The 15,492-nt window shown below is 55.2% G+C and carries 15 protein-coding genes; all 15 read right to left on the minus strand.

Annotated features, from left to right (window positions below; genetic code table 11):
* Positions 1–101 precede the first annotated feature (101 nt).
* A complete protein-coding gene (locus ACTJKZ_RS19535; RefSeq protein ID WP_440829966.1) occupies positions 102–1,340 on the minus strand; it encodes an MFS transporter in 1,239 nt (412 codons plus the stop codon).
* Between the two features lie 107 nt (positions 1,341–1,447).
* Entirely contained in the window at positions 1,448–2,182 is a 735-nt protein-coding gene (gene phoU, locus ACTJKZ_RS19540) for a phosphate signaling complex protein PhoU (protein WP_009088225.1), read from the minus strand.
* 17 nt (positions 2,183–2,199) lie between these two features.
* Complete coding sequence (gene pstB, locus ACTJKZ_RS19545) at positions 2,200–2,973, minus strand: phosphate ABC transporter ATP-binding protein PstB (RefSeq protein ID WP_013359568.1); 774 nt, start codon at positions 2,971–2,973, stop codon at positions 2,200–2,202.
* Positions 2,974–3,017: 44 nt separating this feature from the next.
* Complete coding sequence (pstA, locus tag ACTJKZ_RS19550; RefSeq protein WP_161733293.1) at positions 3,018–3,908, minus strand: phosphate ABC transporter permease PstA; 891 nt, start codon at positions 3,906–3,908, stop codon at positions 3,018–3,020.
* A complete protein-coding gene (gene pstC / locus ACTJKZ_RS19555; RefSeq protein ID WP_222924810.1) occupies positions 3,905–4,867 on the minus strand; it encodes a phosphate ABC transporter permease PstC in 963 nt (320 codons plus the stop codon). Before pstC ends, pstA begins: the two co-directional genes overlap by 4 nt.
* Positions 4,868–4,953: 86 nt before the next feature.
* Positions 4,954–5,997, minus strand: coding sequence for a phosphate ABC transporter substrate-binding protein PstS (gene pstS / locus ACTJKZ_RS19560; RefSeq protein WP_161733295.1), 1,044 nt, complete (start codon positions 5,995–5,997; stop codon positions 4,954–4,956).
* 165 nt (positions 5,998–6,162) lie between these two features.
* Entirely contained in the window at positions 6,163–7,992 is a 1,830-nt protein-coding gene (glmS, locus tag ACTJKZ_RS19565; protein WP_260059658.1) for a glutamine--fructose-6-phosphate transaminase (isomerizing), read from the minus strand.
* Positions 7,993–8,145: 153 nt separating this feature from the next.
* A complete protein-coding gene (glmU, locus tag ACTJKZ_RS19570) occupies positions 8,146–9,516 on the minus strand; it encodes a bifunctional UDP-N-acetylglucosamine diphosphorylase/glucosamine-1-phosphate N-acetyltransferase GlmU (protein ID WP_440829967.1) in 1,371 nt (456 codons plus the stop codon).
* Positions 9,517–9,676: 160 nt separating this feature from the next.
* Entirely contained in the window at positions 9,677–10,096 is a 420-nt protein-coding gene (locus ACTJKZ_RS19575) for a F0F1 ATP synthase subunit epsilon (protein WP_008926374.1), read from the minus strand.
* Positions 10,097–10,120: 24 nt separating this feature from the next.
* On the minus strand, positions 10,121–11,518 hold the full coding sequence (atpD, locus tag ACTJKZ_RS19580) for a F0F1 ATP synthase subunit beta (RefSeq protein ID WP_008926373.1): 1,398 nt from the start codon (positions 11,516–11,518) through the stop codon (positions 10,121–10,123).
* Between the two features lie 30 nt (positions 11,519–11,548).
* Positions 11,549–12,415: a F0F1 ATP synthase subunit gamma gene (gene atpG / locus ACTJKZ_RS19585; RefSeq protein ID WP_003849534.1), complete on the minus strand. Its 867-nt coding sequence runs from the start codon at positions 12,413–12,415 to the stop codon at positions 11,549–11,551.
* 52 nt (positions 12,416–12,467) lie between these two features.
* A complete protein-coding gene (gene atpA / locus ACTJKZ_RS19590; RefSeq protein WP_003849532.1) occupies positions 12,468–14,009 on the minus strand; it encodes a F0F1 ATP synthase subunit alpha in 1,542 nt (513 codons plus the stop codon).
* Between the two features lie 14 nt (positions 14,010–14,023).
* On the minus strand, positions 14,024–14,557 hold the full coding sequence (gene atpH, locus ACTJKZ_RS19595) for a F0F1 ATP synthase subunit delta (protein WP_003849530.1): 534 nt from the start codon (positions 14,555–14,557) through the stop codon (positions 14,024–14,026).
* A gap of 14 nt (positions 14,558–14,571) precedes the next feature.
* Positions 14,572–15,042, minus strand: a complete 471-nt coding sequence (atpF, locus tag ACTJKZ_RS19600; protein WP_003849528.1) for a F0F1 ATP synthase subunit B — start codon at positions 15,040–15,042, stop codon at positions 14,572–14,574.
* 107 nt (positions 15,043–15,149) lie between these two features.
* Positions 15,150–15,389 (minus strand): F0F1 ATP synthase subunit C, encoded by a 240-nt coding sequence (atpE, locus tag ACTJKZ_RS19605; RefSeq protein ID WP_003849523.1) that lies wholly within the window; start codon positions 15,387–15,389, stop codon positions 15,150–15,152.
* Between the last annotated feature and the right edge of the window lie 103 nt (positions 15,390–15,492).

Below are 15,492 nucleotides of genomic sequence, written 5' to 3' on the forward strand. Positions count from 1 at the left end.
TGTTAAAAGCCAGGGGGTTGATTAATGCAGAAAAGATGATCGGTATTACTGACCCGGCGTGGCCGGGATGACACTAACTCAGCCATACCTTCCAGGCAGCATCAGCCAATCGCGCCCAGCGTATCTTCCTGACCCTGTTTCTTCGGCAGCAGGAACAGCGTCGCTGCAATATCCAGCAGATAAATCAGCGCCAGCAGGGTAATCGCCGCCGTAAACGAGAACTGGCTCGCCAGCAGACCAATCACTACCGGGCCGAAGCCACCCACGCCACGCCCAAGGTTGAACAGGACATTTTGCGCGGTGGCACGCACCTGCGGCGGAAAGGTATCGGAAATCAGCGCGCCGTAGCCGCCAATCATGCCGTTAACAAACATTCCCATGATCGCGCCGGTAAATAACATGATGTTCGGGTCGCGCAGCTGCGCATACACCACCACCATCACGACGGCACCAAACTGATAGAGCAGGAAGATTTTCCAGCGCGCAAAGCGGTCGGCCAGCACGCCAAACAGCCAGATGCCAAAGGTCATCCCGACCACCGTTACCGCAGTCCAGAGGCCGGATTTCGTCAGACTGAAGCCAAAGCTGGAGGAGAGGTAGCTCGGCATCCAGATCATCAGCCCGTAGTAACCAAAGTTCTGCACGGAACAAAGGATAAAAATACCGAGACTGGCTTTGGCGGTCGCGCGGTCGCGCACCAGCAGCTTCAGGCGCGCCGGAAACGAGAGCGACGGCACATGCTTAACCTGCCGTTGAAACGCCTCTGGTTCGCCCATTCCGCGACGAATAGCAAACGAGACCAGCGCCGGTAATAATCCGACCAGGAACATGCCGCGCCAGCCGATCATATTCAGCAGCGGCGGCGTGATAAAGGCTGCCATCAGCACGCCGAGCTGCCAGCCGATACCGACCCACGCTGATGCGCGGTTACGCTTCTCAGCAGGCCAGGCTTCGGCAATCAGCGCCATGCCAATACCGAATTCGCCACCCAGGCCCACACCCGCCAGCGTTCGCCAGGCGAGCAGGTCCCAGTAGCCCTGCGCCACCGCGCACAGCCCGGTAAAGACCGAGAAGACCAGAATCGTGACGGTGAGCATGCGGATGCGACCATAGCGGTCGCTGAGATGACCAAATACGATGCCACCGATAACCGCGCCAATCAGCGTCCAGGTCACCAGCGATCCCGCCTGTGAGGGATTGAGCGCCAGCGAAACACTGATCGCCGGCAGCATAAAGCCGAGTATCAGCAGGTCAAATCCATCCATGGCATAACCGCTGACCGCAGCCAGCATCGCTTTGCCCGGCGTGACGCCCGGCTTAGATTGGGGAGAAGGGGACATCGTTGCGCACCTCATAAAGAAAAGTGCCGCAATTATAAGGAGAGTTCAGGATGTGACCAATTGAAAAGGCGTATCCCTGCGCCACTCAGGCACAGGGATAAGATTACTCAGGAAGGGCGGTTGCTGCCATCGTCACCTGACAATAATTCATCGAGCCGGTCTCCACCAACGTGACGGAAATCCTGACCTTTGACGAAATAGAAGATAATTTCGCAGATGTTCTGGCAGCGATCGCCAATACGCTCAATCGCGCGGGCGCAGAACAATGCTGTCAGCACGCTGGGAATGGTGCGCGGATCTTCCATCATGTAGGTCATCAACTGGCGCACAATACCTTCGTACTCTTTATCCACCTTTTTGTCTTCGCGGTAGATGGTGATCGCCTCATTGAGATCCATCCGCGCGAAAGCGTCCAGCACATCATGCAGCATCTGCACGGTGTGACGACCCAGCGACTCAAGGCTCACCAGCAGCGGAAGATGCTGCTGACCAAATTTCTCCAGCGCCGTGCGGCTGATCTTCTCTGCCACGTCGCCAATGCGCTCCAGCTCGGAAATGGTTTTGATAATCGCCATCACCAGCCGCAAATCGATCGCGGTTGGCTGACGTTTGGCGATGATGCGCACGCAGGCTTCATCAATCTCCACTTCCATCATATTGACCTTCTGGTCGCCGTCGATCACCCGCTGCGCCAGTTCACCATCCAGATTATGCATGGCGGTAATCGCATCGGTCAGCTGCTGCTCGACCATGCCGCCCATGATCATTACCTGGGTTCGGATATGCTCCAGTTCGGCATTGAACTGACCGGAGATGTGCTTATTCAGATTCAGATTATCCATGTCGATCTCCTGTCAGATCAGCCGTAGCGGCCAGTAATGTAGTCTTCGGTTTGCTTCTGCGCGGGCTTGGTGAACAGCGTGTCGGTGTCGCTGAACTCAATCAGTTCGCCCAGATACATGAAAGCAGTATGGTCAGAGCAGCGTGCCGCCTGCTGCATATTGTGCGTCACGATCACCACGGTATAGTCCTGCTTCAGCTCGGTGATCAGCTCTTCAATGCGGCCGGTGGAAATGGGATCCAGTGCGGAGCAGGGCTCATCAAGCAGTAAGACTTCCGGCCGAATCGCGATGCCACGCGCAATGCACAGACGCTGCTGCTGGCCGCCGGAGAGACTGTAACCGCTCTGATGCAGCTTGTCTTTGGTTTCATTCCACAGCGCTGCTTTGGTCAGCGCCCACTGTACGCGCTCATCCATATCGGCACGCGATAGCTTTTCAAACAGGCGCACGCCAAAGGCGATATTGTCATAAATTGACATCGGGAACGGCGTAGGCTTCTGGAATACCATGCCGACGCGCGCGCGCAGCAGCGCGATATCCTGCTGTGTCGCCAGAATGTTTTCACCATCCAGCAGAATGTCCCCTTCGGCCCGCTGCTCTGGATAGAGCGAGTACATCTTATTGAAGGTACGCAGCAGGGTCGACTTACCACAGCCCGACGGGCCGATAAACGCGGTGACCTGATTCTTAGCGATATCCAGGTTAATGTTCTTTAGCGCATGAAACTTACCGTAATAGAAGTTCAGATTACGAACCTGAATTTTATCGGCTGTTGCTGTCGCGATACTCATCATTCATCTCTCTTATACGGCGCCGCTCAGGGCCGCGCCGGAAGTTAACCGTGTTTACCTTTGGCGAAAATCACCCGCGCCACAATGTTCAGCAGCAGCACGCAGAGGGTAATGATCAGCACACCTGCCCAGGCCAGGCTCTGCCATTCGGCGAACGGGCTCATGGCAAACTTAAAGATGGTGACCGGCAGATTTGCCAGCGGCTGCATCATGTCGGTGCTCCAGAACTGGTTCGACAGCGCCGTAAACAGCAACGGCGCCGTTTCCCCTGCGATGCGGGCAATCGCCAGCAGCACGCCGGTGATGATGCCGGAGACCGAGGCTTTCAGGGTGATGGCCGAGATCATCTTCCACTTCGGTGTGCCAAGCGCATAAGCCGCTTCACGCATGCTATCTGGCACCAGCCGCAGCATATTTTCGGTGGTACGAATCACAATCGGCACCTGCAGCAGTGCCAGCGCAATCACCCCGGCCCAGCCGGAGAAGTGCTGCATCTGCGACACCACCAGGGTGTAGACGAACAGGCCGACCACAATAGAGGGGGCTGAAAGCAGAATGTCGTTAATAAAGCGGATCACTTCTGACAGGGCAGACTTGCGCCCATATTCCGCCAGATAGATCCCAGCCATGATGCCCAGCGGTGTGCCGAAAAAGGTCGACCAGAAAATCAGCAATCCACTGCCGGCCAGGGCGTTCGCCAGACCGCCGCCTGCGGTATTTGGCGGTGGCGTTGATTCGGTGAACAGGGACCAGGAGAGTCCATCCACACCGCGCGTGACGGTGGTGAACAGTATCCACACCAACCAGAACAGACCAAACGCCATGGTCAGCAGCGACAGCGTCAGCGCAATTTTATTTTTCGTGCTGCGCCAGGACTGCATTTTACGACGTGATGCGTCCAGTTCGGCGCGCGCCTGAATTTCAATCGTGGTCATGAGCGCGTTCCTTCACTTTTCTGCAGTCGCATAATCATCAGCTTTGAAATCGCCAGCACGATAAAGGTAATCACAAACAGGATCAGGCCCAGCTCCATCAGCGCGGCGACATGCACGCCCGACTCCGCTTCCGCAAACTCGTTGGCCAGCGCCGAGGTGATGCTGTTACCCGGCATAAACAGCGATGGGCTGTCGAGCTGATAGGTGTTGCCGATAATAAAGGTCACTGCCATGGTCTCACCCAGCGCACGACCCAGCCCCAGCATCACGCCACCAATCACACCATTTTTGGTAAATGGCAGGACGATGCGCCAGATCACTTCCCAGGTGGTGCAGCCGATGCCGTAGGCTGACTCTTTCATCATCACCGGGGTCTGCTCAAAGACGTCGCGCATCACCGAGGCAATGTACGGGATGATCATGATCGCCAGAATCACTCCCGCCGCGAGGATACCGATACCGAAAGCGGGGCCGGAGAAGAGTTCGCCAACAATCGGAATACCCGACATCACGTCGTTAACCGGCGTCTGGAAATATTCGGCAAACAGTGGCGCGAAGACAAACAGGCCCCACATGCCGTAAACGATACTCGGGATAGCTGCCAGTAGCTCAATGGCGGTGCCCAGCGGGCGACGCAGCCAGCCTGGCGCGAGTTCAGTCAGGAACAGCGCAATACCAAAACTCACTGGCACGGCGATAATCAGGGCGATGATGGAGGTCACAAGGGTGCCGTAAATCGGAACCAGTGCGCCAAATTGTTCGTTGGGCGCATCCCAGGTTTTGGTCCACAAAAAGGCGAAACCAAACTTCTGGATGCTGGGCCACGAGGAGATGATCAGGGAGACAATAATGCCGCCCATCAGTAACAGCACAATCAGCGCAGCCAGCCTGACCAGCGCGCCAAAAATTCTGTCACCTTGTTTGCCTGGGGCTTTGAATGCCGGCTTCGTTGCAGCCATAGAAGTCTCAGTCTTCAGAAGTTATCAGGGCGGCATGAGCCGCCCGCTGGGTCTGACCGGACCGCTGTCCGGCCAGGGTCGGTCAATTACTGATAAAGCGCTTTACCAGAACTGTCTTTGATATTGGCTTTCCAGGCGGCGCGAATCTGCTCGGTCACGCTCTCTGGCAGCGCAGCATAATCCAGCGCTGTGGCGGTTTTGCTGCCGCTTTTGTAAGCCCAGTCGAAGAACTTCAGCACTTCAGCGCCCTTAGCCGCATTCGCCTGATCTTTATAGATCAGAATGAAGGTGGTTGAGGAGATTGGCCAGGCATCCGCGCCCTTCTGGAAGGTCAGATCCTGCGCAAAAGACTTGCTCCAGTCAGCGCCTTTCGCGGCATTACTGAAGCTGGTCTCGCTTGGTGCAACCGCTTTACCATCGGCATCGATCAGTTTGGTGTAGGTCAGGTTGTTCTGTTTGGCGTAGGCATATTCCACGTAGCCGATAGAACCCGGCAGACGCTGAACAAACGCGGCGACGCCGTCGTTGCCTTTACCGCCCAGACCCACCGGCCAGTTAACGGTATTACCTTTACCAATTTTGCTGTTCCAGTCCGGGTTCACTTTCGCCAGGTAACTGGTGAAGACGAATGAGGTGCCTGAACCATCAGCACGACGCACCACGTTGATGTTGGTCTCTGGCAGTTTTACGCCCGGGTTGAGTCTGGCGATCGCCGGGTCGTTCCACTTTTTGATGGTGCCGAGGTAGATATCACCGACGGTTTTACCATCCAGCGTCAGCTGGCCTGACTTGATGCCTGGCAGGTTAACCGCCAGCACCACACCACCGATCACGGTAGGGAACTGGAAAAGGCCATTTTTCTGCAGATCTTCATCTTTCATTGGCGCATCGGACGCACCGAAATCAACGGTTTTGGCGATGATCTGTTTTACGCCGCCAGATGAACCGATGCCCTGGTAGTTAATTTTGCTACCGGTGGCTTGCTGATATTCTGCTGCCCACTTGGCATAAACCGGCGCCGGGAACGTCCCGCCTGCACCAGTGAGATCGGTGGCCGCAAAAGCAGATACCGCGCTTACAGCGAAGGTGGTGGCGAGGATTCGGGCTACGGTGCTACGCATCAGTGTCATATTCCCTCCAGGGGAGAAAAGTCAGGCTAGGGGCCGTTTTAGTAAGAGTCTGTGATTGCTGCAGGAGGGAAAATAGGACAGTTTGATGACAGTGAAATGTACGAAATGTGACAGTTATATGACAGAGGGCCAGAATGAAGTGGGCCCGCGACGGGGCCCACCAGGTTATTCCACGGTAACCGATTTTGCCAGGTTGCGTGGCTGATCGACGTCGGTGCCTTTAATTAGGGCAACGTGATAGGAGAGTAACTGCAACGGCACGGTGTAGAAGATCGGCGCAATCACCTCTTCAACATGCGGCAACGGGATAATCTTCATCCCGTCACTGTCGCTAAAGCCTGCATCCTGATCGGCGAACACATAGAGCAGACCGCCGCGTGCACGCACCTCTTCGATGTTGGATTTGAGCTTCTCCAGCAGTTCGTTGTTAGGTGCCACTACGATCACCGGCATGTCCGCATCAATCAGCGCCAGCGGGCCATGTTTCAGCTCGCCTGCGGCGTAAGCCTCCGCATGAATGTAGGAGATCTCCTTGAGCTTCAGCGCCCCTTCCATGGCAATCGGGTATTGATCGCCACGGCCCAGGAACAGCGCGTGATGCTTGTCAGAGAAGCCTTCTGCCAGATTCTCAATCAGCTTATCCTGCGCCAGCATCTGCTCAATCCGGTTCGGCAACGCCTGCAGGGCATGAACGATCTCATGCTCAGTCTCAACAGACATGCCTTTCAGACGTCCCAGTTTCGCCACCAGCATCAGCAGCACCGCTAACTGGGTGGTAAACGCTTTGGTAGAGGCGACGCCGATTTCGGTGCCCGCTTTGGTCATCAGTGCCAGGTCAGATTCCCGCACCAGTGACGAACCCGCCACGTTACAGACGGCCAGCGACCCCAGGTAGCCCAGCTCTTTCGAGAGACGCAGTGCTGCCAGGGTATCCGCCGTTTCACCCGACTGCGACAGGGTGATCAGCAGGCTGTTTTTGCGCACCGCTGACTTGCGATAGCGGAACTCAGAGGCGATCTCCACGTCACAGGGGATATTTGCCAGCGACTCAAACCAGTAGCGTGACACCATGCCGGAATTATAAGAGGTGCCGCAGGCGATAATCTGGATATGCTCCACCTGACTCAGCATCGCTTCAGCGCCCGCGCCCAGCTCGCTGAGGTCAACCTGTCCCTGGCTGAAACGACCGCTCAGAGTGCTTTTCAGCGCCATCGGCTGTTCGTAGATCTCTTTCTGCATGTAATGACGGTAAATGCCTTTGTCACCGGCATCATATTGCAGGTTCGACTCGATTTCAGCACGCGTCACGGTGTTGCCTTCACGGTCGATTACCGTGACATCACGACGGCTGATCTCGGCGATATCACCCTCTTCCAGATAGATGAACCGGCGGGTCACCGGCAGCAGAGCCAGCTGATCTGAGGCGATAAAGTTTTCACCCATGCCACGGCCAATCACCAGCGGGCTGCCGGAACGGGCGGCCACCAGCAGTGACGGATCGCGGCTGTCCATGATGACCATGCCATAGGCACCGCGCAGCTGTGGGATTACGCGCAATACGACTTCGCGCAGCGAACCGCCCTGCTTCTGCTCCCAGTGAACCAGATGCGCCACCACTTCGGTGTCGGTTTCAGAGACAAAGACGTAGCCGCGTTCAATCAGCTCAGCGCGCAGCGGCTCATGGTTTTCAATGATGCCGTTGTGCACGATGATGATGTGCTCTGAGACGTGCGGATGCGCATTCGCTTCCGACGGCTCGCCATGGGTTGCCCAGCGCGTGTGCGCGATACCGGTGCCACCAATCAGCGGCTGCTGTTCAGCAGCTTCCGCCAGTTTCTGCACTTTCCCTAACCGCCGCAGGCGCGTGACGTGCCCCTGACGATCGACCACGGCCAGACCGGCCGAATCATATCCGCGATATTCAAGACGACGCAGACCTTCCAGCAGAATCTCTGCGATATCGCGTTGTGCTACTGCACCAACAATTCCACACATAATGATGTTTTCCTGACTACATGGCTTTTCGCCACTTCTGTTGTCATGCGACCTGATATCCGGCTTTGCCGGTTCCCCGAGCCTTGTAGAGAGTGGGGATTATAGTTTTGGCACTGCACTGCATCGGCCCGCATAAAGCGGGCCGTTAAAAATTTATTTTTTCTTCACCGGACGCTGCCAGTCCGCTTTGTGATTCTGTTCTTTACGGTTATAGACCAGACCGGCTTCGGTCACATCTTTCATGAGGGTGGTGCCTGCCGCAATGGTAGCGCCTGCCGCGACGCTGACCGGGGCCACCAGCTGCGTATCTGAGCCGACAAATACGTCATCGCCAATCACGGTTTTGAATTTATTCGCGCCATCATAGTTGCAGGTAATCGTGCCTGCACCAATGTTCACGTTGTCGCCAATCTCCGCATCACCCAGATAAGAGAGGTGACCCGCTTTCGATCCCTTGCCGAGACGCGCTTTCTTCATTTCGACGAAGTTTCCCACGTGAGCGGCGTGCGCCAGCTCGCTGCCAGGACGCAGACGGGCAAATGGCCCGACGGTGCAGGCGGTGGAGAGATGAGCATCCTCGATCACCGTATAGGGGCTGATTTCACAGTCATCGCCAATCACGCTGTTTCTGATAATGCAGCCCGCGCCGATTTTGACGCGCGAGCCTAGCGTGACCTGGCCTTCAATAATGACGTTGGTGTCGATTTCGACATCCCGTCCATGCGTCAGCGTCCCGCGTAAATCAAACCGTGCCGGATCGCGCAGCATCACGCCGGCCAGCAGCAGTTTTTCCGCCTGTTCAGCCTGGTAAGTGCGTTCTAATGTCGCCAGCTGCAGACGGTTATTTACGCCATCGGTTTCGCTGATGCGTGCCGGATGGACTGCGTTGATTACCCGACCTTCCTGATGCGCCAGCGCGATAATATCGGTGATGTAATACTCACCCTGTGCATTGTTGTTGGTGAGCTGTAACAGCCAGCGTTTTAAATCGCCGCCGTTGGCGATCAGAATACCAGTGTTGATCTCTTTAATGGTGAGCTGCGCCGGGGTGGCATCTTTCTGTTCGATAATGCCGGTGATGGTGTCGTTCTCGCGCACAATGCGGCCATAGCCGGTCGGGTCATCCAGTACCACGGTGAGTAAGCCAATGCCGCCCTGCGGTTTTGCTTCACGCAGACGCTGTAATGTCGCCTGAGTGATCAGCGGCACGTCGCCATAGAGCATCATGATATCTTCATCATCGGCGAAGGCAGGCGCGGCCTGCTGCATCGCATGGCCGGTGCCGAGCTGCTCAGCCTGCAGCACCCAGTTAAGCGTGCTGTCGGTAAGGGTCGCTTTCAGGCGGTCGCCACCGTGACCATAAACCAGATGTACCTGCTGTGCGCCCAGCCCTTTGGCGGCATCAATGACGTGCTGAACCATCGGTTTGCCTGCCAGCGTATGCAGAACTTTAGGCAGATCGGAATACATACGGGTGCCCTTGCCAGCAGCAAGAATCACCACACTCATCGCACTGTTAGACATAACTATCCTGAGTGAATTTTTACGGGTGAAAGTAAAACGGTTTGGGGTTGAGATTACTACATTTTTCTCAGGCCGAAATTAGGCGGACGGACAGATTGGCCGCCACAGGCAAAAAAAATGCCAGCCCGAGGGCTGGCATTTCGTGACGCATAAAGCTGGATTACATCGCTTTTTTGGTCAGTTCGATCACGCGCAGTTTAGCAATGGCTTTCGCCAGCTCGGCAGAGGCCTGAGCGTAGTCCACGTCGCCGTGGCTGCTGTTCATGTGCTCTTCTGCTTTGCGTTTTGCTTCCAGAGCACGCGCTTCGTCCAGATCGGTACCGCGAATCGCGGTATCGGCCAGAACGGTGCTGCTGCCCGGTTGCACTTCCAGCACGCCGCCAGAGAGGTAGATATACTCCTCTTCGCCGTGCTGTTTCACGATACGGATCATTCCAGGCTTAATGGCAGTCAGCAGCGGCGCATGGCCAGGGAAAATCCCCAGTTCACCTTCGCTACCTGACACCTGAATTTTCTGTACCAGACCAGAGAACAACTGCTCCTCTGCGCTGACCACATCCAGGTGATAAGTCATAGCCATAATCTTCCTCCCGGGAAACCGTTATTACAGTTTCTTCGCTTTTTCCACGGCTTCTTCGATGGCACCAACCATGTAGAAGGCCTGCTCTGGCAGGTGGTCAAACTCACCTTCCATGATGCCTTTAAAGCCACGGATAGTGTCTTTCAGCGTAACGTATTTACCCGGTGAACCGGTGAATACTTCCGCAACGAAGAACGGCTGAGACAGGAAGCGCTGAATCTTACGCGCACGTGCCACCAGCAGTTTGTCTTCTTCAGACAGCTCATCCATACCGAGGATGGCGATGATGTCTTTCAGTTCCTGATAACGCTGCAGCAGTGACTGAACGCCACGTGCAACATCATAGTGCTCCTGACCGACAACCAGCGGATCCAGCTGACGGCTGGTAGAGTCCAGCGGGTCAACGGCCGGGTAGATACCCAGAGAGGCGATCTGACGGCTCAGCGTTACCGTTGAGTCTAAGTGCGCAAAGGTGGTTGCTGGTGACGGGTCAGTCAGGTCATCCGCAGGGACGTAAACGGCCTGTACGGAAGTGATTGAACCGGTCTTGGTGGAGGTAATACGCTCCTGCAACACACCCATCTCTTCTGCCAGCGTTGGCTGGTAACCTACCGCAGATGGCATACGACCCAGCAGTGCAGAAACTTCTGTACCGGCCAGGGTGTAACGGTAGATGTTATCGATGAACAGCAGAACGTCGCGGCCTTCATCACGGAATTTTTCCGCCATGGTCAGACCGGTCAGTGCGACGCGCAGACGGTTACCCGGCGGCTCGTTCATCTGGCCATAGACCAGAGCAACTTTATCGATAACGTTTGAGTCAGTCATTTCGTGATAGAAGTCGTTACCCTCACGAGTACGCTCACCCACACCAGCAAACACAGAGTAACCTGAGTGTTCAGCTGCGATGTTACGGATCAGTTCCATCATGTTGACGGTTTTACCGACACCCGCACCACCGAACAGACCCACTTTACCGCCTTTGGCAAACGGACACATCAGGTCGATAACCTTGATACCGGTTTCCAGCAGTTCCTGCGAGTTAGACTGATCTTCATAAGAAGGCGCTGCGCGGTGAATAGAGGCGATCTCTACTGCGCTGCCATCTTCTTCTTTCAGCTCGCCTTTCATGTCGATAGGCTCGCCGAGAACGTTCATGATACGGCCCAGGGTCGCTTTACCGACCGGAACCTGAATCGGTTTCTGCAGGTCGTTGACGTTCAGACCACGCTTCAGGCCGTCAGACGTACCCATTGCGATGGTACGCACTACGCCGCCGCCGAGCTGCTGCTGTACTTCCAGCACCAGACGCGCATCACCATTCATTACCTCGAGGGCGCTGTACACTTGCGGTACCGCGTCCTGAGGGAATTCGACGTCAACAACGGCGCCGATAATCTGGACAATCTTTCCAGTTGCCATCTTGAATCCTCTACCTAATTCCAAACCTGGTTAAACCGCGGAGGCCCCCGAGACGATCTCGGTAAGTTCCTGGGTGATGCTGGCCTGACGAGCTTTGTTGTATACCAACTGCAGCTCTTTGATCAGATTTCCGCCGTTGTCGGTTGCGGCTTTCATCGCCACCATACGTGCAGCCTGCTCACTGGCCAGATTTTCCACCACACCCTGATAAACCTGCGATTCGACATAACGGCGCAGCAGGGTATCCAGCAGCGCTTTCGGATCGGGTTCGTACAGGTAATCCCAGGTCTTCGCCTTCATCTCTTCTTCACCTTCCGCTGGCGCTAACGGCAGCAGTTGGGTGATGGTCGGAGTCTGAGACATGGTGTTATTGAATTTGTTACTGACGATCATCAGTTTGTCGATGCGGCCTTCATCATAAGCCTGCAACATCACTTTTACCGGGCCAATCAGATCAGACAGGGCAGGTTTATCGCCCATGCCGCTGACTTGCGCCACAATGTTGCCACCCACAGCACTGAAGAATGACGCCCCTTTTGAACCGATAATCGACAGATCGCTCTGCACGCCTTTATCGGACCAGGACTTCATATCCGCCAGTAATTTTTTGAACAGGTTAATGTTCAAACCACCACAAAGCCCGCGGTCTGTAGAAACGACCAGGTAGCCGACGCGCTTGACGTCGCGCTGTTCCAGGTAAGGGTGCTTGTATTCCAGATTACCCAACGCAAGGTGACCAATCACTTTGCGCATGGTGTCTGCATACGGACGGCTGGCCGCCATGCGTTCCTGCGTTTTACGCATCTTGGAGGCGGCGACCATTTCCATCGCTTTGGTGATCTTCTGCGTGTTTTTCACGCTTCCAATCTTGCTTCGTATCTCTTTTGCGCCGGCCATTAGCTTCTCCTCAAAGCCTTGCGGCCTGCCTTTTCAGACAAGCCGCCAGACATTACCAGGACTGGGTTGCTTTAAACGTATCGATCAGGCCTTTCAGCTTCGCTTCGATATCGTTGTTAAAGTTACCCGACTGGTTGATTTCAGCCATCAGCTCAGCGTGGTCGCGATCGGCGAAGGCCAGCAGTGCAGCTTCGAAGCTGCCAATTTTTGCCAGTTCAACGTCGTTCAGGTAGCCACGCTCTGCAGCGAACAGAACCAGACCCTGCTGCGCGACAGACATCGGCGCATACTGTTTCTGCTTCAGCAGCTCGGTCACTTTCTGACCGTGGCTCAGCTGTTTGCGGGTAGCATCATCCAGATCAGAGGCGAACTGCGAGAACGCCGCCAGTTCACGATACTGTGCCAGCGCGGTACGGATACCACCGGACAGTTTCTTGATGATCTTGGTCTGTGCAGCACCACCTACGCGGGATACCGAAATACCTGGGTTAACGGCCGGACGAATACCGGAGTTAAACAGGTTCGATTCCAGGAAGATCTGACCATCAGTAATCGAGATTACGTTGGTCGGAACGAACGCAGAAACGTCGCCCGCCTGAGTTTCGATGATCGGCAGCGCGGTCAGTGAACCGGTTTTACCTGTCACTGCGCCATTAGTGAAACGTTCTACATAATCAGCGCTTACGCGTGATGCACGTTCCAGCAGACGGGAGTGGAGATAGAACACGTCGCCAGGGAACGCTTCACGGCCTGGTGGACGGCGCAGCAGCAGAGAGATTTGACGGTAAGCGATAGCCTGTTTGGAGAGGTCATCGTATACGATCAGCGCATCTTCACCACGGTCACGGAAGTATTCGCCCATCGCACAACCTGCGTACGGAGAGAGATACTGCAGTGCAGCTGATTCAGAAGCAGACGCCACAACAACGATGGTGTTCTGCAGTGCGCCATGCTCTTCCAGCTTACGAACCACGTTAGAGATGGTTGAGGCTTTCTGACCAATCGCAACGTAGACACACTTGATGCCTGAATCGCGCTGGTTGATGATCGCATCGATCGCCATCGCGGTTTTACCGGTCTGACGGTCACCGATGATCAGCTCACGCTGGCCACGGCCGATTGGAATCATCGCATCGACCGACTTATAACCGGTCTGAACCGGCTGGTCGACTGACTGACGATCGATAACGCCAGGTGCAATCACTTCGACTGGTGAGAAACCGTCGTTGTCGATTGCGCCTTTACCGTCGATTGGCGCACCCAGGGTGTTCACAACGCGGCCCAGCAGGCCGCGGCCTACCGGTACTTCAAGAATGCGGCCAGTACACTTAACCTTCATGCCTTCGGCGAGGTCAGCGTAAGGACCCATCACCACTGCACCAACCGAGTCACGCTCGAGGTTCAGGGCGATAGCGTAACGGTTACCCGGCAGGGCAATCATCTCACCCTGCATGACATCGGCCAGGCCGTGTACGCGGATGATACCGTCACTTACAGAAACAATCGTACCTTCGTTGTGAGCTTCACTCACGACATTGAACTGAGCAATGCGCTGCTTGATCAGTTCGCTGATTTCGGTGGAATTCAGTTGCATATGCTCCAGTCCCCTTAAGACTGCAAGACGTCAGCCAGACGGTCAAGACGGCCGCGTACGCTGCCATCAATAACCAGATCACCCGAACGGATGATCACGCCTGCCATCACAGACTTATCAATTTTGCAATTCAGCTTAACTTTGCGTGACAGACGTTTTTCCATCGCGGCGCTGATTTTATTCAGCTGGTCGTCACTCAGCGTACTGGCGGAGATAACATCAACTTCAGCGGTGGCTTCATGAGCGTCACGCAGTTCGATGTATTGGGCCAGTACAGCCGGAAGCGCTGTCAAACGTCCGTTTTCCGCCATCACCTTAATCAGGTTCTGCGCGGGTTCATCCAGTTGATCACCACAGACTGCGTTAAACGACGCTGCCAGCGCTTCAGGTGCTAATGCACCGGAGAGAAGATCAGCCATCTGTTCATTGCGAGCCACTTCTGCGGCAAACGCCAGCATCTGTTGCCAGCGTTCTATACTTTGATGCTCAACAGCAAAGTCAAAAGCTGCTTTGGCGTAGGGGCGAGCTACAGTAATCAGATCAGACATCAGCCCCTCCCTCCTTACAGTTCAGCGACCAGTTTATCAACGATGTCGCTGTTAGCAGCTTCATCCACGGAGCGTTCGATGATCTTCTCGGCGCCAGCCATAGCCAGCAACGCAACCTGCTTACGCAGTTCTTCACGCGCACGTTTGCGTTCGGCGTCAATTTCAGCCTGCGCTTGTGTCACGATGCGATTACGTTCGTTTTCAGCTTCGGTTTTCGCTTCGTCCAGAATCTGCGCGCGACGCTTGTTCGCTTGCTCGATAATGACCTGAGCGTCTTCTTTGGCTTTTTTCAGCTGGTCGGTCGCATTAGCCTGCGCGAGATCCAAATCTTTCTTTGCACGTTCAGCAGAAGCAAGGCCTTCAGCAATTTCTTTCTGGCGCTTTTCGATAGCAGCCATGAGCGGCGGCCATACGTACTTCATGCAGAACGCGACAAACAGGATGAACGCGATAGCCTGGCCGAGGATTGTTGCATTAATGTTCACAGCACAATGCCTCTAGATTGAGTATTTAACTTTTCTGCCGTTATCGTTGTGATAAGCGGCAGAATCCGTTCACCCCTGCACATTGTGCGCTGAGTGAACACAGGGCTTTAGGCGACAGCAAACATCACGTACAGACCCAGACCAACAGCGATCATCGGGATTGCATCCACCAGACCCATTACAACAAAGAACTGCGTACGCAGCAGAGGAATCAGGTCAGGCTGACGAGCAGCGCCTTCCAGGAATTTTCCTCCGAGGATGCCGATACCGATCGCAGCACCGATTGCCGCCAGGCCCATCATCACAGCGGCAGCCATGTACAGCAGATCCATATTCAGGTTTTCCATGACAGTCTCCAGTTTGTTTCAGTTAAATGCTCCCTTCATCTTCCAGGCTTCAGCGGAGTACGCTGCAACCCGGAATCAAGAGGGAAAGTAGTGTTGAGAAAAA

Origin of the sequence: Pantoea sp. 22096, assembly GCF_052045955.1 — a bacterium.
Taxonomy (GTDB): Bacteria; Pseudomonadota; Gammaproteobacteria; order Enterobacterales; family Enterobacteriaceae; genus Pantoea; species Pantoea alfalfae.